17 protein-coding genes are annotated in these 17,433 nt (G+C 59.2%); 12 read left to right on the top strand and 5 right to left on the bottom strand.

All coding sequences use genetic code 11. From position 1 onward, the window contains the following. Positions 1-30 precede the first annotated feature (30 nt). The 7 genes from ACIPZE_RS13135 (at position 31) to ACIPZE_RS13105 (ending at position 8,316) form a co-directional block, all read left to right on the top strand. Positions 31-1,290, top strand: a complete 1,260-nt coding sequence (locus ACIPZE_RS13135; protein WP_400773198.1) for an AGE family epimerase/isomerase — start codon at positions 31-33, stop codon at positions 1,288-1,290. Positions 1,291-1,408: 118 nt separating this feature from the next. After that, on the top strand, positions 1,409-2,710 hold the full coding sequence (locus ACIPZE_RS13130) for an ABC transporter substrate-binding protein (RefSeq protein WP_129395196.1): 1,302 nt from the start codon (positions 1,409-1,411) through the stop codon (positions 2,708-2,710). 150 nt (positions 2,711-2,860) lie between these two features. Then, positions 2,861-3,769: a carbohydrate ABC transporter permease gene (locus ACIPZE_RS13125; protein WP_008082808.1), complete on the top strand. Its 909-nt coding sequence runs from the start codon at positions 2,861-2,863 to the stop codon at positions 3,767-3,769. Next, positions 3,762-4,607 carry a carbohydrate ABC transporter permease gene (locus tag ACIPZE_RS13120; protein ID WP_277758977.1) on the top strand — a complete coding sequence of 282 codons (846 nt, stop codon included), beginning with the start codon at positions 3,762-3,764 and terminating at the stop codon, positions 4,605-4,607. The genes ACIPZE_RS13125 and ACIPZE_RS13120 overlap by 8 nt, the downstream gene beginning before the upstream one ends. A gap of 2 nt (positions 4,608-4,609) precedes the next feature. Continuing rightward, positions 4,610-5,770, top strand: coding sequence for an ABC transporter ATP-binding protein (locus ACIPZE_RS13115; protein WP_123593657.1), 1,161 nt, complete (start codon positions 4,610-4,612; stop codon positions 5,768-5,770). Positions 5,771-5,998: 228 nt separating this feature from the next. Further along, complete coding sequence (locus ACIPZE_RS13110) at positions 5,999-7,348, top strand: carbohydrate porin (RefSeq protein ID WP_129395194.1); 1,350 nt, start codon at positions 5,999-6,001, stop codon at positions 7,346-7,348. Positions 7,349-7,461: 113 nt separating this feature from the next. Beyond that, a complete protein-coding gene (locus ACIPZE_RS13105) occupies positions 7,462-8,316 on the top strand; it encodes a D-hexose-6-phosphate mutarotase (RefSeq protein WP_400773195.1) in 855 nt (284 codons plus the stop codon). 80 nt (positions 8,317-8,396) lie between these two features. Here ACIPZE_RS13105 and ACIPZE_RS13100 read toward each other — a convergent pair whose 3' ends face one another. Continuing rightward, on the bottom strand, positions 8,397-9,257 hold the full coding sequence (locus ACIPZE_RS13100; protein ID WP_171057240.1) for a MurR/RpiR family transcriptional regulator: 861 nt from the start codon (positions 9,255-9,257) through the stop codon (positions 8,397-8,399). 226 nt (positions 9,258-9,483) lie between these two features. Between ACIPZE_RS13100 and zwf the strand changes: the two genes are divergently transcribed. From zwf to ACIPZE_RS13080, 4 genes are all read left to right on the top strand, one after another. Further along, a complete protein-coding gene (zwf, locus tag ACIPZE_RS13095; protein ID WP_129395192.1) occupies positions 9,484-10,950 on the top strand; it encodes a glucose-6-phosphate dehydrogenase in 1,467 nt (488 codons plus the stop codon). Then, positions 10,937-11,650, top strand: a complete 714-nt coding sequence (pgl, locus tag ACIPZE_RS13090; protein WP_400773193.1) for a 6-phosphogluconolactonase — start codon at positions 10,937-10,939, stop codon at positions 11,648-11,650. The genes zwf and pgl overlap by 14 nt, the downstream gene beginning before the upstream one ends. Positions 11,651-11,667: 17 nt before the next feature. Continuing rightward, positions 11,668-12,333 carry a bifunctional 4-hydroxy-2-oxoglutarate aldolase/2-dehydro-3-deoxy-phosphogluconate aldolase gene (locus tag ACIPZE_RS13085; protein ID WP_400773191.1) on the top strand — a complete coding sequence of 222 codons (666 nt, stop codon included), beginning with the start codon at positions 11,668-11,670 and terminating at the stop codon, positions 12,331-12,333. A 301-nt stretch (positions 12,334-12,634) separates the two neighbouring features. Further along, positions 12,635-13,360: an intradiol ring-cleavage dioxygenase gene (locus tag ACIPZE_RS13080; RefSeq protein WP_283439221.1), complete on the top strand. Its 726-nt coding sequence runs from the start codon at positions 12,635-12,637 to the stop codon at positions 13,358-13,360. 4 nt (positions 13,361-13,364) lie between these two features. Here the strand turns inward: ACIPZE_RS13080 and ACIPZE_RS13075 are convergent, their stop codons facing one another. Further along, the gene (locus tag ACIPZE_RS13075; protein WP_400773189.1) at positions 13,365-14,546 is read right to left on the bottom strand and encodes an aminotransferase class V-fold PLP-dependent enzyme; all 1,182 of its coding nucleotides are present in this window, start codon (positions 14,544-14,546) and stop codon (positions 13,365-13,367) included. A gap of 29 nt (positions 14,547-14,575) precedes the next feature. Further along, positions 14,576-14,812 (bottom strand): DUF3820 family protein, encoded by a 237-nt coding sequence (locus ACIPZE_RS13070; RefSeq protein WP_003227425.1) that lies wholly within the window; start codon positions 14,810-14,812, stop codon positions 14,576-14,578. A gap of 205 nt (positions 14,813-15,017) precedes the next feature. Between ACIPZE_RS13070 and ACIPZE_RS13065 the strand changes: the two genes are divergently transcribed. Next, positions 15,018-15,485, top strand: coding sequence for a PA2169 family four-helix-bundle protein (locus tag ACIPZE_RS13065; RefSeq protein WP_129395188.1), 468 nt, complete (start codon positions 15,018-15,020; stop codon positions 15,483-15,485). 308 nt (positions 15,486-15,793) lie between these two features. Here ACIPZE_RS13065 and ACIPZE_RS13060 read toward each other — a convergent pair whose 3' ends face one another. After that, on the bottom strand, positions 15,794-16,264 hold the full coding sequence (locus ACIPZE_RS13060; RefSeq protein ID WP_003227420.1) for a MaoC family dehydratase: 471 nt from the start codon (positions 16,262-16,264) through the stop codon (positions 15,794-15,796). Positions 16,265-16,307: 43 nt separating this feature from the next. After that, positions 16,308-17,252, bottom strand: a complete 945-nt coding sequence (locus ACIPZE_RS13055) for a lysophospholipase (RefSeq protein ID WP_400773187.1) — start codon at positions 17,250-17,252, stop codon at positions 16,308-16,310. Positions 17,253-17,433: the final 181 nt, after the last annotated feature.

The following is a 17,433-nucleotide window of genomic DNA, read 5'->3' as shown; positions in this document are numbered from 1 at the left end:
CCGCAGTCATAACAACAAAAAAGGCCAACCATGGATCTCTTCCAACCCGGCTTCAGCAGTTGGCTGAACGCCCCTGCCCATCAGCAATGGCTCGCCGCCGAAGGCCTGCGCCTGCTGGATTTCGCCAAGGCAGCAAAACTCCCCGATGGCTTCGGCAACCTCGACGAACGCGGCCGTCTGCCAGCCAACGCGCAAGCCGAAACCATGAACACCGCGCGCATGACCCACAGCTTCGCCATGGCCCATATCCAGGGCCTGCCGGGTTTCGCCGAACTGATCGATCACGGCATCGCCGCCCTGCGCGGGCCATTGCGCGATGCATTGCACGGCGGTTGGTTCGCCGTCGCCGAACACCGTGACGACAACACCGGCAAGAATGCCTACCTGCACGCGTTCGTCGCATTGGCCGCCAGCTCCGCTGTGGTCGCCAAACGCCCCGGCGCGCAAGCGTTGCTGGATGACGCCATCGACATCATCGACACGTATTTCTGGAGCGAAGAAGAGGGCGCCATGCGCGAATTCTTCAACCGCGACTGGCGTGAAGAAGAAGCTTATCGCGGCGCCAACAGCAACATGCACGCCACCGAAGCGTTCCTCGCCCTGGCCGATGTCACTGAAGACTCGCGCTGGCTGGTGCGTGCGCAACGCATCGTCGAGCGGGTGATCCATGGCCACGCCGCCGCCAACGGTTACATGGTCATCGAGCACTTCGACCGCGACTGGCAGCCGTTGCGCGAATACAACCACGACAATCCTGCTGATGGTTTCCGCCCCTACGGCACCACGCCGGGCCACGGTTTCGAGTGGGCGCGGCTGTTGCTGCACCTCGAAGCGGCGCGGGTCCAGGCGGGCATGCTCACACCGGGTTGGCTCGCGACCGATGCGCAGAAACTCTTCGAGAACAACTGCCGCAACGGCTGGAACGTCGATGGTTTGCCGGGCATCGTCTACACCCTCGACTGGGGCAACAAGGCCGTCGTCCGCCATCGCCTGCACTGGACGCACGCCGAAGCCAGCGCCGCTGCCAGCGCCTTGCTCAAACGCACCGGCGATGAACAATACGAAACCTGGTACCGGCTGTTCTGGGAATTCTGCGAAGAGAATTTCATCGACCGTTGCGACGGCAGCTGGCACCACGAGCTCAATCCGCAAAACGTGCCAAGTGCCGATATCTGGGCGGGCAAACCCGATCTGTATCACGCCTGGCAAGCGGTACTGGTCCCTCGTCTACCCTTGTCACCCAGCATGGCGACTGCCTTGGCGCACTTGTTCCAGGGCACTCCTGTGTAACCATGTGGTGACATTCGCGCGTCCCTTCGTTACCTGCGAAGGGAATCGCCCTGTTTAAACTCCTGTGCAGCGCAAGCACCAGACTTGCATGCATAACAACAAGAAAGGTACATCTCAGATGAATGCGATTTCTCGCCTCGCTACTGTCATTTCTGTCGCCTCCCTGTTCCCGCTCGCAATTCTGCCTCTCAGTGTTTCCGCTGCCGAATCCAAAGGTTCGGTCGAAGTCGTGCACTGGTGGACATCCGGTGGCGAAAAAGCCGCTGTTGATGTGCTCAAGGCGCAAGTCGAAAAAGACGGTTTCACCTGGAAAGACGGCGCTGTCGCCGGTGGTGGCGGTGCAACTGCCATGACCGTGCTGAAAAGCCGCGCAGTCGCCGGCAACCCGCCTGGCGTTGCTCAGATCAAAGGCCCGGACATCCAGGAATGGGCGTCGACCGGCCTGCTCGACACCGACGTACTGAAAGACGTCGCCAAGTCGGAAAAGTGGGACAGCCTGCTCGACAAGAAAGTCTCCGATACCGTGAAGTACGACGGTGATTACGTGGCCGTGCCGGTGAATATTCACCGTGTGAACTGGCTGTGGATCAACCCGGAAGTCTTCAAGAAAGCCGGTATCACCAAGAACCCGACCACCCTCGAAGAATTCTACGCCGCTGGCGACAAGCTGAAAGCTGCGGGCTTCATTCCGCTGGCCCACGGCGGCCAGCCTTGGCAGGACAGCACCGTGTTCGAAGCCGTGGTGCTTTCGGTCATGGGTGTCGATGGTTACAAGAAAGCCCTGGTTGATCTGGACAACGGCGCACTGACCGGTCCGGAAATGGTCAAGGCACTGACCGAGCTGAAGAAAGTCGCGACCTACATGGACGTCGACGGCAAAGGTCAGGACTGGAACCTGGAAGCGGCCAAAGTCATCAACGGCAAGGCCGGCATGCAGATCATGGGTGACTGGGCCAAGTCCGAATGGACAGCCGCGAAGAAAGTCGCTGGCAAGGATTACGAGTGCGTAGCCTTCCCGGGCACCGACAAGGCGTTCACCTACAACATCGACTCGCTGGCTGTGTTCAAGCAGAAAGACGCAGGCACTGCTGCCGGTCAGAAAGACATCGCCAAAGTCGTGCTGGGTGAAAACTTCCAGAAAGTCTTCAGCATCAACAAAGGCTCGATCCCGGTTCGCAACGACATGTTGAACAACATGGAATCGCTGGGCTTCGACTCCTGCGCACAGACTGCTGCCAAAGACTTCCTGGCGGACGCCAAGTCCGGCGGCCTGCAACCAAGCATGGCGCACAACATGGCGACCACGCTGGCGGTACAAGGCGCGTTCTTTGATGTCGTGACCAACTACATCAACGACCCGAAAGCCGACCCGGCCGACACCGCCAAGAAACTTGGCGCAGCGATCAAGTCGTCCAAGTAATCCTTGGACCCTGTAGGAGTGAGCCTGCTCGCGATAGCAGTTTGTCAGGTAACAGATTCATCAACTGACACACCGCAATCGCGAGCAGGCTCACTCCTACAAGGGGACGAGTTGCCCAAGTAGTCCTTTTCTCTCGTACTGGATTTCCCCATGAGTTCTGTTGCTGTGTTCAGCAAGGCCTCGCCGTTCGATGCATTGCAACGCTGGCTACCCAAACTGGTGCTGGCGCCGAGCATGTTCATCGTGCTGGTGGGCTTCTATGGCTACATCCTGTGGACGTTCGTGCTGTCGTTCACCACCTCGACCTTCCTGCCCAATTACAAGTGGGCTGGTCTGGCGCAATACGCGCGGTTGTTCGACAACGATCGCTGGTGGGTCGCGAGCAAAAACCTCGCGGTGTTCGGTGGCATGTTCATCGGTATCACTCTGGTGATCGGCGTGTTGCTGGCGGTGTTCCTCGACCAGCGCATCCGTCGCGAAGGCTTTATCCGCACCATTTACCTGTACCCGATGGCGCTCTCGATGATCGTTACCGGTACCGCCTGGAAATGGCTGCTCAACCCGGGCATGGGCCTGGACAAATTGTTGCGGGACTGGGGCTGGGAAGGCTTCCGTCTCGACTGGCTGATCGACCCTGATCGCGTGGTTTACTGCCTGGTGATCGCCGCTGTCTGGCAAGCCTCGGGCTTCATCATGGCGATGTTTCTCGCCGGCCTGCGTGGCGTTGATCAATCGATCATCCGTGCCGCGCAGATCGATGGCGCGAGCATGCCGATGATCTACTGGAAAGTGGTGCTGCCAAGCCTGCGTCCGGTGTTCTTCAGTGCGGTGATGATCCTCGCGCACATTGCGATCAAGAGCTTCGACCTGGTCGCGGCGATGACTGCCGGTGGTCCGGGTTATTCCTCCGACCTGCCCGCGATGTTCATGTATTCCTTCACCTTCAGTCGCGGCCAGATGGGCATGGGCTCGGCCAGTGCGATTCTGATGCTCGGTGCGATCCTCGCGATCATCGTGCCTTACCTGTATTCCGAGCTGAGGACCAAGCGCAATGACTAGTCTCGCTGCCAAACCTGCTATCAGCCTGAGTCGCATCGCGATCTACGCGGTGCTGATCCTCGCCGTACTGCTTTATCTGGTGCCGTTGGTGGTCATGTTGCTGACCAGCTTCAAGACCCCGGAAGACATCAGCACCGGCAACCTGCTGAGCTGGCCGACCGTGGTCAGCGGTATCGGCTGGGTCAAGGCCTGGGCCACCGTTGACGGCTACTTCTGGAACTCGATCAAGATCACCGTGCCAGCGGTGGTCATCTCCACCGCTATCGGCGCGTTGAACGGTTATGTGCTGTCGTTCTGGCGCTTCCGTGGTTCGCAGTTATTCTTCGGTCTGCTGTTGTTCGGCTGCTTCCTGCCGTTCCAGACCGTGCTGCTGCCGGCCTCGTTCACCCTCGGCAAGATGGGCCTGGCGAGCACCACCACCGGCCTGGTGTTTATCCACGTGGTTTACGGTCTGGCGTTCACCACGCTGTTCTTCCGTAACTACTACGTGAGCATTCCGGATGCGCTGGTGAAAGCCGCACGCCTGGATGGCGCGGGTTTCTTCACGATTTTCCGGCGGATCATTCTGCCGATGTCGACGCCGATCATCATGGTCTGCCTGATCTGGCAATTCACCCAGATCTGGAACGACTTCCTGTTCGGTGTGGTGTTCTCCAGCGGTGATTCGCAGCCGATTACGGTCGCGCTGAACAACCTGGTCAACACCAGCACCGGCGCCAAGGAATACAACGTTGATATGGCAGCGGCGATGATCGCCGGCCTGCCGACCCTGCTGGTCTATGTGGTCGCAGGCAAGTATTTCGTGCGCGGGCTGACGGCCGGCGCAGTCAAGGGGTAATCATGGCAACGCTCGAACTTCGCAACGTAAACAAGACCTACGGTGCCGGCCTGCCGGACACCCTGAAGAACATCGAACTGTCGATCAAGGAAGGCGAATTCCTGATCCTCGTTGGCCCGTCGGGCTGCGGCAAATCGACGTTGATGAACTGCATCGCCGGTCTGGAAACCATCACCGGCGGCGCGATCATGATCGGTGACCAGGACGTCAGCGGCATGAGCCCGAAGGATCGTGACATCGCCATGGTGTTCCAGTCCTACGCGCTGTACCCGACCATGAGCGTGCGCGAGAACATCGAATTCGGCCTGAAGATTCGCAAGATGCCTCAAGCTGCGATCGATGAAGAAGTCGCTCGCGTGGCAAAACTTCTGCAGATCGAACACTTGCTCAATCGCAAGCCGGGCCAGCTCTCCGGTGGCCAACAACAGCGTGTGGCGATGGGCCGTGCGCTGGCGCGTCGTCCGAAGATCTATCTGTTCGACGAACCGCTGTCCAACCTCGACGCCAAGCTTCGCGTCGAGATGCGTACCGAAATGAAACTGATGCACCAGCGCCTGAAGACCACCACGGTCTACGTGACCCACGACCAGATCGAAGCAATGACCCTGGGCGACAAAGTGGCGGTGATGAAGGACGGCATCATTCAGCAGTTCGGTACGCCGAAAGAGATCTACAACGACCCGGCCAACCTGTTCGTGGCGAGCTTCATCGGTTCGCCGCCGATGAACTTCATTCCACTGCGTCTGCAACGCAAGGACGGCCGTTTGCTGGCGTTGCTCGACAGCGGTCAGGCGCGTTGCGAGCTGCCGATGAGCATGCAGGACGCCGGCCTCGAAGATCGCGAAGTGATCCTCGGCCTGCGCCCGGAACAGATCGTTCTGGCGAACGGCGAGGGCAATGGCCTGCCAAGCATTCGTGCCGAAGTGCAGGTCACCGAGCCGACCGGTCCGGACACCTTGGTGTTCGTCAATTTGAATGAAACCAAAGTCTGCTGCCGACTGGCGCCGGACGTGGCACCGCAGGTGGGCGAGAGTCTGACGTTGCAATTCGATCCGTCGAAAGTGCTGCTGTTTGATGCCAAGACTGGCGAGCGTCTGGGCACTGCCGGCCAACCACAGACCGATGCGCGGTCTGCGAACGTGGCGCAATTCAAAGGCCGCTGAAATTTGATGTAGGAGAGGGCTTTTGTGGCGAGGGGATTTATCCCCGTTGGGTCGCGCAGCGGCCCCATAAAAGCGGGGTCTGCTACGCAGCCCAACGGGGATGAATCCCCTCGCCACAGGGCTCACTCCTACAAAGGAGCACGCGGCGGATTGCCTGTAATCCATCGCAATTTATGTAAACCGCGTTAGATAAAAACAGTTAATAACAATAAAGACGAGGATGTAGGGATGAAAAAGAAACACGTCAATGTCCGGTTGATCTGCCAAGTGTCAGCTGCGGCGGCGTTGGTGCTGGCCGGTAACGCCATGGCGGCGGATGCCTTCAGCTCCGATTCGAAATGGATGACCGGTGACTGGGGTGGCGAGCGGACCAAGCTGATCGAGCAGGGTATCGACATCAAGGCCGACTACGTTGGGGAAGTCGGTGGCAACCTGCACGGTGGCTACAACGACGACAAGACCGCGCGTTACGCTGACCAGTTCGGTCTTGGCGTGGCACTCGATCTGCAAAAGCTGTGGGGCTGGGATAACACCCAGGCGAAGATCCAGCTGACCAACCGTAACGGCTACAACATCTCCAACGACCGCGTTGGCGATCCGCGTGCTGGCACCCTGAGTTCTTCGCAAGAAGTTTACGGCCGTGGCCACATGGTGCGTCTGACCCAGTTGTGGATTCAGCACCAGTTCTTCGACAACAAGCTCGACGTCAAGGCCGGTTACTTCGGTGAAGGCGAAGACTTCAACACCTTCCCGTGCGACTTCCAGAACCTCGCGTTCTGCGGTTCGCAAGTGGGTAACTGGGCAACCAACATCTGGTACAACTGGCCAGTCAGCCAGGCCGCGATCCGCGTCAAGTACAACATCAACGACGAGCTCTACGCGCAAATCGGTGCGTACAACCAGAACCCGTCGCAACTGGAACACGGCAACGGCTTCAAGCTCAGCGGCAGTGGCACCGCCGGTACTGTGTTGCCAGTCGAGTTGGTCTGGTCGCCGAAGGTCAACAGCCTGCCGGGCGAATACCGCGTCGGTTACTACAAGAGCACGGCTGATGCCGACGACGTTCGCGAAGACGTCAACGGTTTCGATGCAGCCACCACTGGCAACGCCTACAAGACCCACAGCAGCAAAAGCGGCTACTGGTTCGTCGCGCAACAGCAACTCACCAGCCACAACGGTGATGCGACCCGCGGTCTGAACATCGCTGCCAATGCGACCTTCCACGACAAGGACACCAACTTCATCGACAACTACCAGTCGGTGATGTTTGTCTACAAGGGCCCGTTCGACGCGCGTCCGAAGGATGACGTCGGTATCGGTGCGGCGCGTATCCACGTCAACGACGACGTGAAGAAAAACGCCGAGCTGCTCAACGTTTCCAACGGTGTATCGGATTACGACAATCCGGTGTTCTCGCCGATTCGTGAAACCGAATACAACTACGAGATCAACTACGGCTTCCACGTCACCAACTGGCTGACCGTACGTCCTAACCTGCAATACATCACTCACCCGGGCGGTGTGGATGCAGTGGACAACGCATTGGTCGCTGGCCTGAAAATTCAGTCTACGTTCTAACGCGTCTGCGATAAGCTCCTCTCTATGTGCGCATATTTGCGGACAGCCAAGGCTGTCCGCTTTTTTTTGAGGGGCAGTAATCCCCGTAACAATTGAATTCGGGACCGTGGCAAATGCATGAGCATCCGCTACAACGCTTCTTCAAATCCCTGCGCGAACAGCCGATATTCGCTTGGGAGCGCTATCAGATGCGCGACGTGTTGGTGATCGATCACCCGCTGTGCCAGGCGGTGTTCAGTCGTCAGGGTGCGCAGTTGCTGCACTTTCAGCCGCGTGGGCAAAAGCCGTGGTTGTGGTGTGCGGCGAAGTGGCCGCATGTCGGCGCGATCCGTGGTGGCGTGCCGGTGTGCTGGCCGTGGTACGGCCGTCATCCCAGCGAAAACGCGTGGCCTTCACATGGCTGGGCGCGGTTGCTCGACTGGAAGTTGCTCGACAGCAGCAACGCCGACGATGGCGTGCGTCTGCACTGGCAATTGCAGCTGTGCGACTGGCAGGTCGACCTGCACGCGCATCTGGGCGAACGCATGGAATTACGCCTGAGCACCGAGCATCAGGACGACATGCCGTGCCAGTTGAGCCAGGCTTTGCACGCTTACTGGCGTATTGGCGATGTTGGTGAGATAGCGCTGTCTGGGCTTGAAGGAGCGCAGGGTTACGACCAGTTGAGCCGCCAGTCTTGCCAGCAGGAAGGCGAGTTGCGGGTGGATGGCGGCTGTCAGCGGGTGTTCCAGCACGACGGCGAATTGCAGCTCAAGGATCACGCCTGGCAGCGCGAGTTGTGTATCGATACCGGTGACAGTGCTGACACGGTGGTGTGGCATCCGGGGTCGCGGCCGTTGCTGGGGGTGACGTGGGATGAGATTTCGGAGTTTGTCTGCGTGGAAGCGGCGGCGGGCGGGACGGACAGTCTGCATCTGGCGCCGGGGGAGAAGGCCCATTTGAGCTTGCAGGCGTGGGCTGCGGCTTGATGATCGTTCCCACGCAGAGCGTGGGAACGATCAACCTCTGTAGGAGCTGCCGAAGGCTGCGATCCTTTACGCGAAGCGTCCTAATTAAACTCGTCACCCACCGGATACCGGCTGGCATTCAAGCTCTCTTTGATCTTGCGCAGATGCGGCTGGAAATCCACTCCGCGACGCAGGGTCATCCCGGTCGCCAACACATCCAGCACGGTCAACTGAATGATCCGCGAAGTCATCGGCATATAGATGTCGGTGTCTTCCGGCAGCGGGATGTTCAGGCTCAAGGTACTCGCCTTGGCCAGCGGCGAATTCTCCGCCGTCAAACCCAACACCGAAGCGCCGTTCTCGCGAGCAATGCGCGCCACCTCGACCAGCTCACGGGTGCGGCCGGTGTAGGAAATGATCACGAACAGCTCACCGGTATGCGCCACCGAAGCGATCATCCGCTGCATCAGCACATCGGCGTGCGCGGTGACCGCGAGGTTGAAGCGGAAGAACTTGTGCTGCGCATCCAGCGCCACCGGCGCCGAAGCCCCGAGGCCGAAGAAGTGGATCTGCCGCGCCTGAATCAACAGGTCAACGGCGCGGCTGATCAGGTTCGGATCGAGCGCCTGGCAAGCACTGTCCAGCGAGGCGATGGCGCTGCCGAAAATCTTTTGCGTGTACGCCTCGGGATTGTCGTCGGCCTCGACCGCACGGCTGACATACGCCGCGCCGCTGGCCAGGCTTTGCGCCAGTTGCAGCTTGAGTTCGGGATAGCCGCTGACACCGAATGAACGGCAGAAGCGGTTGACCGTCGGTTCGCTCACCGACGCCGCCTGGGCGAGGGCGGCGATGCTGAAGCGGGTGGCCTGCTGCGGGTTGAGCAGGATCACCTCGGCGACTTTGCGTTCGGCCTTGTTCAGGTCTTCAAGGCGACTCTGGATCTGTTCCAGTAAATTTCGCACGCGGTCCATATGGAATTCCTAATTCACCTGCGCAAAGGTGCGCCGGGCTATGCAAATTGGGCCTTTGATATGGCCCGTAACGGTGGCCTATCCTACTGATGCGTCCGAGCGACCACCACTCGGAATCTGTATTTTGCGAAAATGTTGTGGTTATTACTACATTTTCCCTTGAGTGATGCCTTGAAAAAAGGTATTTGTAGCTTAACTTGATAAAAGAACAAACATCATGCCTTCGATTACGGTTGAACCGTGCACCTTTGCCTTGTTCGGCGCGCTTGGCGATCTGGCCCTGCGCAAGCTGTTTCCTGCCCTTTATCACCTCGATGGCGCCGATCTGTTGCACGAGGACACGCGCATCATCGCGCTGGCCCGTGAAGACGGCACCGAGCAGCAGCACCTGGCGTTTATCGCCGCCGAATTGCGCCGCTACGTCGGCAAAGAGCTGGACGAAGCCGTGGCCGAGCGCTTTCTGGCGCGCCTGACCTACCTGCACGTCGACTTTCTCAAGGCTGAAGATTACGTCGCGCTGGCCGAACTGGCCGGCAGCACGCAACGCATGATTGCCTACTTCGCCACACCGGCGGCGGTGTACGGCGCGATCTGCGAGAACCTGGCGAAAGTCGGTCTGGCAGAAAACACCCGGGTGGTGCTGGAAAAGCCGATCGGTTCCGACCTCGAATCGTCGCGCAAAGTGAATGACGCCGTGGCGCAGTTCTTCCCGGAGAACCGCACCTACCGCATCGACCACTATCTGGGCAAAGAAACCGTTCAGAACCTGATCGCCCTGCGTTTCGCCAACAGCCTGTTCGAAACCCAGTGGAACCAGAATTACATCTCCCACGTGGAAATCACCGTGGCCGAGAAGGTCGGTATCGAAGGCCGTTGGGGCTACTTCGACAAGGCCGGCCAGCTGCGCGACATGATCCAGAATCACCTGCTGCAGTTGCTCTGCCTGATCGCCATGGACCCGCCGGCTGATCTGTCCGCCGACAGCATCCGTGACGAGAAAGTAAAAGTCCTCAAGGCGCTGGCGCCGATCAGCCCGGAAGGCCTGACCACGCAAGTGGTGCGCGGCCAGTACATCGCCGGCCACAGCGAAGGCAAATCCGTACCGGGTTACCTCGAAGAACCAAATTCCAATACCCAGAGCGACACCGAAACCTTCGTCGCTTTGCGTGCCGACATCCGCAACTGGCGCTGGGCCGGCGTGCCGTTCTACCTGCGTACCGGCAAGCGCATGCCGCAAAAGTTGTCGCAGATCGTCATCCACTTCAAGGAACCGTCGCACTACATCTTCGCCCCCGAGCAGCGCTTGCAGATCAGCAACAAACTGATCATTCGCCTGCAACCGGACGAAGGTATTTCCTTGCGCGTGATGACCAAAGAGCAGGGCCTGGACAAAGGCATGCAACTGCGCAGCGGCCCGCTGCAACTGAATTTCTCCGACACCTGGCGTAGCGCGCGGATCCCCGATGCCTACGAGCGGTTGTTGCTGGAAGTGATGAACGGCAATCAGAACCTGTTTGTCCGTAAAGATGAAATCGAAGCCGCGTGGAAATGGTGTGACCAACTGATCGCCGGGTGGAAAAAATCCGGTGACGCGCCCAAGCCGTATGCGGCCGGGTCGTGGGGGCCGATGAGCTCCATTGCATTGATCACGCGGGACGGGAGGTCGTGGTATGGCGATATCTGATGTGCAACTGCCTGCGGGCGTAAATGCCCACGCATTCAAGAGCCCGGCGCTGTTGGCCGAAGGTCTGGCGCTGAACATTGCCAAGCAATTGAGCGAAGCCATTGCGGCGCGCGGCAATGCTGTGTTGGTGGTGTCTGGCGGACGTAGCCCGGTGGCGTTTTTCCAGCATCTGGCCAAGCAGGAACTGGACTGGTCGAAGGTCGTCGTGACCCTCGCCGACGAGCGCTGGGTACCGGTTGAACACGCCGACAGCAATGCCGGCCTGCTCAAGCAATACCTGCTCAAAGGTCCGGCGGCGAAAGCGCAGTTCCTCAGTCTTTACAGCGCTGCGGCAAACGTCGAACAGGCTGCCGAACAGGCTGACCGCTTGCTCGCCGAACTGCCGGCGATTGACGTGCTGGTGCTGGGCATGGGCGATGACGGTCACACCGCGTCGTTGTTCCCCAACAGCCCGAATCTCACCGAAGCGCTGCAAGCCGATGGCACCCGCCGTTGCTGGCCGATGCTGGCGCCGAGCGTGCCGCGTCAGCGCCTGACCATGAGCCGTGCGCTGCTGGCCTCGGCGAAACACAAGATTCTGTCGATTTCCGGTCAGTCGAAACTGACCACCCTGAATGCCGCGCTGGCATCCGATGACGTCGCCGCCATGCCGGTGCGCGCATTTCTGCAACCTACGTTAGAGATTTACTGGTGCCCATGAGCCAAGGAACAGCCGCTATGACACCCCCATCCCCGACCGTTTCCATGGCGGACAAAGTTGCCCTGATCGACAGCCTCTGCGCCAAGGCGCGGATCCTGCCGGTGATCACCATCGCCCGCGAACAGGACGTGCTGCCATTGGCCGACGCCCTGGCCGCCGGTGGTCTGACCGCGCTGGAAGTGACCCTGCGTTCGCAATTCGGCCTCAAGGCCATTCAGATCCTGCGCGAACAGCGTCCGGAACTGATGACCGGTGCCGGCACGGTGCTCGATCGCAACATGCTCGCGGCTGCCGAAGCTGCCGGCTCGCAATTCATCGTCACCCCGGGCATCACCCGTGACTTGCTCGAAGCCAGCGTCGACAGCCCGATTCCGCTGTTGCCGGGCATCAGCAACGCCTCCGGCATCATGGAAGGCTACGGTCTGGGTTATCGCCGCTTCAAGCTGTTCCCGGCTGAAGTCAGCGGTGGCGTAGCGGCAATCAAGGCCCTCGGCGGCCCGTTCGGCGAAGTTAAATTCTGCCCGACTGGCGGCGTCGGCCCAGCCAACATCAAGAGCTACATGGCGCTGAAAAACGTCATGTGCGTGGGCGGTAGCTGGATGCTTGATCCGGAGTGGATCAAGAACGGCGACTGGGCGCGCATTCAGGAATGCACGGCCGAGGCGTTGGCACTGCTGAACTGATTGATACCAGACACTTCGTTGTGTGTTCTACGGCTTTACGGTGCGCTCGGTCGGCGCGCCGTTTTTTTTGCCCGCAGAAAAGCCAACATCAAAAGATCGCAGCCTGCGGCAGCTACAGGGGCGATACGGGAGGCGATGCAGGAGCTGTCGAGTGCAACGAGGTTGCGATCTTTTGATCTTGCTTTCAAATGGCTACGTCAAAAGATCAGAACTCACAAGTTACGACGCGATACATAGTTACCGCACACAGGCTGTTGCTTGGCGCTAATCTGCTTTCATCTTATGGAAGAGAGAACGCGTCATGGACCAAGACTCTGCTGCATCCTCCCTGAACCAGGTGTATCAACTGGCTCCCGAGCAAATCGCCGGGCCGTACTTTCGCAACCCGCAATTGCTGCGGCGCAACATCAGCGAGGGCGCAGAAGGTTTACCGCTACTGCTGCGCCTGACCATCGTCGATGCAATGACCGGTGAACCGGTCAATGGCGCGTTGGTGGATATCTGGCATTGCAACGCACGCGGCGCGTATTCGGGCTGGAGCCGGATCAATCCGGATGTCGAAGTCGATGCCGACGCCATCGGTTCAATCCCGCGCACCGACGATGACACCTACCTGCGTGGCAGCCAGTTCTGTGATCCCAAGGGGCGGGTGCGCTTTACCACGATTTACCCAGGTTTCTACGCCGGTCGCGCACTGCACATTCACATGGCGGTACGCATCGTTGCCGGTAGCGAATTTCTCGAAGCGCGCAATGTCGCCTGGGTTGGCCAGCTGTATTTTCCCGAAGTCGTTTCCCGTTCGGTACTCAATGCCAAAGCCTATCGCGGACGCTCGGCGAAGGTACTGAACAATACCGAGGACAGCTTTTACGCCGACATGAAGGGCGAAGCCTCAACGCTGACGGTGTGGCCGATCGGTCGCGACACCCACGAAGATGGCTTTTTCGGCCAGCTGACGATCGGTATCGATACCTTTGCGGCGTCGTCGCAGATCAAGCCCGAGGACTTTGACAAGTTTACTGTTTAGCCCCTCAGCGCAGCTCGTTCAGCGCGCGGGTCAGCAGTTGCATGTCGCCAGCGGTGGTGGTCAGCCCCGGCGTAATGCGGATGCACGGCCCGCACGCCGCGCCATTGCGCACCACGGTGAACAGGTTGAACTCATTGAGCAGACGCTCGGCCATGGCCTGTTGGTCGTCGTGACGGGTGAACCGCAACGCGGTGATCCCGCAATACAGTCGCTGATCGTCCGGCGTCATCACTTCAATACCCGGCAAGTGGCGTACCGCGCTGACCCACAAGTTACGCAGGTAATTCAGGCGCGCACCTTTTGCCGGTGCGCCGCCGAGTGAGCGATGCTCCTCGAACACCAGCGGCAGGGTCATCAACGCCGGAATGTTGGGTGTGCTGTAGGACGTGCGCGCACGGATGTCATTGACCGGATAGTGCATCTCGCCCATGTCGGGATCGATGTCGGCCAAGCGCTGCGGGGCGATGTAGATGAAGCCAAGTGTCAGCGGCGCACCGATCCATTTGTGCAGGTTGTAGCCGGCGAACGCGATGCCAAGGGCTTCAAAGTCGAACTCGATCTGGCCGAGGGCGTGCGCACCATCAAGAATGATGTCGACCCCATGCTCCCTGGCCAGTGCGGCGATGGCCTGTACCGGCATCACCAGACCGGTGCGATGGGTGACGTGGGTCAGGGCCATCAGTTTCAGTTTGGGATGGCGGACAAAGGTTTCGCGGTAAGTCTCCAGCAGGCTGTCGAAGCTCGCCGGGTGCGTGTGGGCAATCTCGATGACCTCGACGCCGCGATGCCTGGCCAGCCAGCGCATGGCGCCCTTGACCGTGTCGTACTCAAGGTCGCAGATCAGCACCTGGTCGCCCGGTTGCAGGCGGTTGTAATTGCGGATCAGCGATTGCAGGCCTTCGGTGGCGTTGCGGGTGAAAGCAACGCTTTGTGCGCGCACGCCAATCTGCTCTGCCAGCTGCGCGCGAATGTCCAGATTGTCGTGCTGCTCGAAACGCTGGCGCACATACACCGAGTTGCTGGTGTTGATCAGCTCGATGTTGCGCTGGTACTCCTCGATCACCGTGCGCGACATACGCCCGAAGTAACCGTTTTCCAGATTTACGGGGCCGGGTTGAACATCGTAACGGTCGGCGAACGTCTGCCAGAAGGCTTCGTCACGGGCGCGGCGGGTGTTATCGGGCATGGCGGCTGGCTCTATAAGAGGAGGGCGCTTCAGTGGCGCGGGGCAGGTTTGCCATGTTTGGCGCGCAGCGGTTCGAGCAAGTCCGACAAGCCGTTGTGGTCGATCTCCTGCATCAGCGCGAGCAGGCCGCCGAGTTCGCCGTGGGGGAAACCTTCCCGGGCAAACCAGTTCAGGTACGGCCCCGGCAGGTCCGCAATGATCCGGCCCTTGTATTTGCCGAAAGGCATTTCGCGGGTAATCAGCAGTTCGAGTTTTTCGGGATTCATCAGTGAGATCGTCTGGCTTCAAATCAGATTGGAAAATACAGGCATTCTGCATGCAGGCCAAATGACAGATCATGCAAATAACCGCGATACAGATAGTTCATTTAACTTTAAGTTGTTGATTTATAAGGCTTTGATTGTTCAGAAAAAGCTGGCACGCACACTGCAATATCCCTTGCATCTTCCACCGATCGCAAGGAATTGAAAAATGACTGACATGAATAAAGAAGCCATCTCTGTACTCAATGACCTGATTGAAACCAGCAAGGACGGTCAGGAAGGGTTCAAGACTTGCGCCGAAGACATCAAGCATCCAGAACTGAAAACCCTGTTTGTCACTCGCTCTGCCGATTGCGCCACCGCCGCTGCTGAACTGCAAGCCGCCGTGCGATCGATGGGTGGCGATCCGGAAACTTCTACCAGCGTCAGCGGTGATCTGCACCGTCGCTGGGTCGACGTCAAAGCGATGTTCACCGGCAAGGATGAAGAGGCTGTGCTGAACGAAGCCGAGCGCGGTGAAGATCACGCGCTGAAGGCTTATCGTGAAGCCATCGAGAAAATCAACAAGCACAACCTGGTAGGTATTCGTGATCTGGTTGAACGCCAGTACCACGGCGTGCAACGCAACCACGATCAGGTGAAAGCCCTGCGTAACCAGGCTCGCGCCCGTTCGTAAGCGTTCGACGGTTACAAAAAACGCCAGCTAGTCTGGCGTTTTTTTTGTGTCCGGGAAAAGCAGAAGCCCCCCTCACCCTAGCCCTCTCCCGGAGGGAGAGGGGACTTACCGAGGTGGCTGTTGGAGATACACCGACTTGAGCGATCCGAGGTGAACTCAGGATTTGAAACCCAAGGAGGTCGACTTGAGCGATCTGAGGTGAACTCAGGATTTGAAACCCAAGGAGATCGGCTCCCTTCCCCCTCGCCCCCCTGGGGGAGAGGGCTGGTGTGAGGGGGGAAAGCTGTACCTGACACACCACCAATCAATCAGCCAATGCTAATCGCCGGCAGCGTTGGCAACGTCACCGTCTGCTGCTTGCGCGGTGCGAGGATTTCGGCTTCGCCATCTACCACCAACTCATCACGCTGGTTGAACACGCGCGTCGCAATGCGCACACGAAACTTCGGCAGCTTCTCGAGAATTTCCAGGCGTACGGTCAGCGTGTCGCCAATCTTCACCGGCTTCTGAAAACTCATCTGCTGGCCGATATAAATAGTGCCCGGCCCAGGCAACTCGCAAGCTACGGCGGCACTGATCAACGCGCCGCTGAACATGCCGTGAGCGATACGCTCCTTGAACATGCTGGCCGCCGCGAACTCGGCATCCAGATGCACCGGGTTATGGTCGCCGGACATCGCGGCGAAGAGCTGAATGTCACGCTCTTCGACAGTCTTGCTGTAGCTGGCGGTCTGGCCGACTTCGAGGGCTTCGTAAGGGATGTTGGTAACCTGGGTCATCGGTCTCGGTTCCTGTGACGGATTAAATGAATCCACAAAAAAATTACTCGCTGCGCTGAGGACGCGGATGGCTCAGGGCCTGGTCGATCCAGGCCAGCACATCGTCGATCACTTCATCGCGATTGGTTTCGTTGAACAATTCGTGCCGGGCCTGCGGGTAGATCTTCAGTTGCAGGTTGTGGCTGCCGGCCGTGCGCAAGGCATTGGCCAGATCTGTCAGACGCTTGCCGTCACTCACCGGATCACATTCGCCGCCGATTACCAGTAATGGCAGGCCGGGGTCGATCTGAGCGAGATTGGACGCTTTGCTGATTTGCTGCAAGCCGCCGAGCAGATCGATCCATAGCTGATTGGTGCAGCGAAAGCCGCACAGCGGGTCGGCAGCGTACTTGTCGACTTCGGCCGGATCGCGGCTCAACCAGTCGAACGGTGTGCGCACCGGTTTGAATTTGTTGTTGAACGAGCCGAACGACAGCCACTCGATCAGCGCACTGCGACCCTTGCCACCCTGGCGCAGTTTTTCCAGGCGAGCGATCTGCCGCGCGGCCCGATAAAGCGCCACCGGCTGGAAATTTGAACCACTGAGAATCGCTCCGTGCAGGCTGGCGCTGTGGTGCAGCAGGTACGCCTGGGCGAGGTAGCTGCCCATGCTGTGACCGAGCAGGATGATCGGCACGCCGGGATGTTGCTGGCCGATGTGCTGATTGATACTGGCCAGGTCGCCGAGCACTTTGCACCAGCCGTCATCGTCGGCGAAATGTCCGAGGGTGCCGTGATCGGCAGTTTTGCCATGGCCGCGTAAATCGGCGGCGTAAACGCCATAACCTTTGTCGCAAAACGTGTCGGCCAAACGTGCATAACGAGCGCTGTGTTCGGCCATGCCATGGGCCAGCAGAATCACCGCTTTCAACGGTGCCAGCGGCAACCAGCGATTGATGAACAGGCGGCTGCGGTCACTCGCGTCCAGCCATAGGGTGTCGTGAGTCATGGCGATTCCTTTGCTCAGAGTCGGAACATTGTATAGCGCGTCTGATCAGCCCACGCCACGGCAGGAAGATTCACACGATCAATGACGGCTTTGCCCTTATTTGCCTGAATGGCCATAACTGCTAGTGTCCGTGAAGCTCCGCTTTTTCAGAAATGACAGAAAGCGGCCCGGATCGGCTCAG

This window comes from Pseudomonas sp. NPDC089741 (assembly GCF_044748825.1).
Taxonomy (GTDB): domain Bacteria; phylum Pseudomonadota; class Gammaproteobacteria; order Pseudomonadales; family Pseudomonadaceae; genus Aquipseudomonas; species Aquipseudomonas helmanticensis.
This window is presented reverse-complemented; position numbering and strand designations above follow the sequence as displayed.

What these genes read in the sequence shown, in the direction of transcription:
- ACIPZE_RS13105 (WP_400773195.1), top strand. Translation starts at nt 7,462, where the DNA reads ATGCATGAGCATCCGCTACAACGCTTCTTCAAATCCCTGCGCGAACAG.
- ACIPZE_RS13060 (WP_003227420.1), bottom strand. Translation starts at nt 16,264, where the DNA reads ATGACCCAGGTTACCAACATCCCTTACGAAGCCCTCGAAGTCGGCCAG.
- zwf (WP_129395192.1), top strand. Translation starts at nt 9,484, where the DNA reads ATGCCTTCGATTACGGTTGAACCGTGCACCTTTGCCTTGTTCGGCGCG.
- ACIPZE_RS13115 (WP_123593657.1), top strand. Translation starts at nt 4,610, where the DNA reads ATGGCAACGCTCGAACTTCGCAACGTAAACAAGACCTACGGTGCCGGC.
- ACIPZE_RS13085 (WP_400773191.1), top strand. Translation starts at nt 11,668, where the DNA reads ATGACACCCCCATCCCCGACCGTTTCCATGGCGGACAAAGTTGCCCTG.
- ACIPZE_RS13125 (WP_008082808.1), top strand. Translation starts at nt 2,861, where the DNA reads ATGAGTTCTGTTGCTGTGTTCAGCAAGGCCTCGCCGTTCGATGCATTG.
- ACIPZE_RS13130 (WP_129395196.1), top strand. Translation starts at nt 1,409, where the DNA reads ATGAATGCGATTTCTCGCCTCGCTACTGTCATTTCTGTCGCCTCCCTG.
- ACIPZE_RS13070 (WP_003227425.1), bottom strand. Translation starts at nt 14,812, where the DNA reads ATGAATCCCGAAAAACTCGAACTGCTGATTACCCGCGAAATGCCTTTC.
- ACIPZE_RS13110 (WP_129395194.1), top strand. Translation starts at nt 5,999, where the DNA reads ATGAAAAAGAAACACGTCAATGTCCGGTTGATCTGCCAAGTGTCAGCT.
- ACIPZE_RS13135 (WP_400773198.1), top strand. Translation starts at nt 31, where the DNA reads ATGGATCTCTTCCAACCCGGCTTCAGCAGTTGGCTGAACGCCCCTGCC.
- ACIPZE_RS13120 (WP_277758977.1), top strand. Translation starts at nt 3,762, where the DNA reads ATGACTAGTCTCGCTGCCAAACCTGCTATCAGCCTGAGTCGCATCGCG.
- ACIPZE_RS13065 (WP_129395188.1), top strand. Translation starts at nt 15,018, where the DNA reads ATGACTGACATGAATAAAGAAGCCATCTCTGTACTCAATGACCTGATT.
- ACIPZE_RS13075 (WP_400773189.1), bottom strand. Translation starts at nt 14,546, where the DNA reads ATGCCCGATAACACCCGCCGCGCCCGTGACGAAGCCTTCTGGCAGACG.
- ACIPZE_RS13080 (WP_283439221.1), top strand. Translation starts at nt 12,635, where the DNA reads ATGGACCAAGACTCTGCTGCATCCTCCCTGAACCAGGTGTATCAACTG.
- pgl (WP_400773193.1), top strand. Translation starts at nt 10,937, where the DNA reads ATGGCGATATCTGATGTGCAACTGCCTGCGGGCGTAAATGCCCACGCA.
- ACIPZE_RS13055 (WP_400773187.1), bottom strand. Translation starts at nt 17,252, where the DNA reads ATGACTCACGACACCCTATGGCTGGACGCGAGTGACCGCAGCCGCCTG.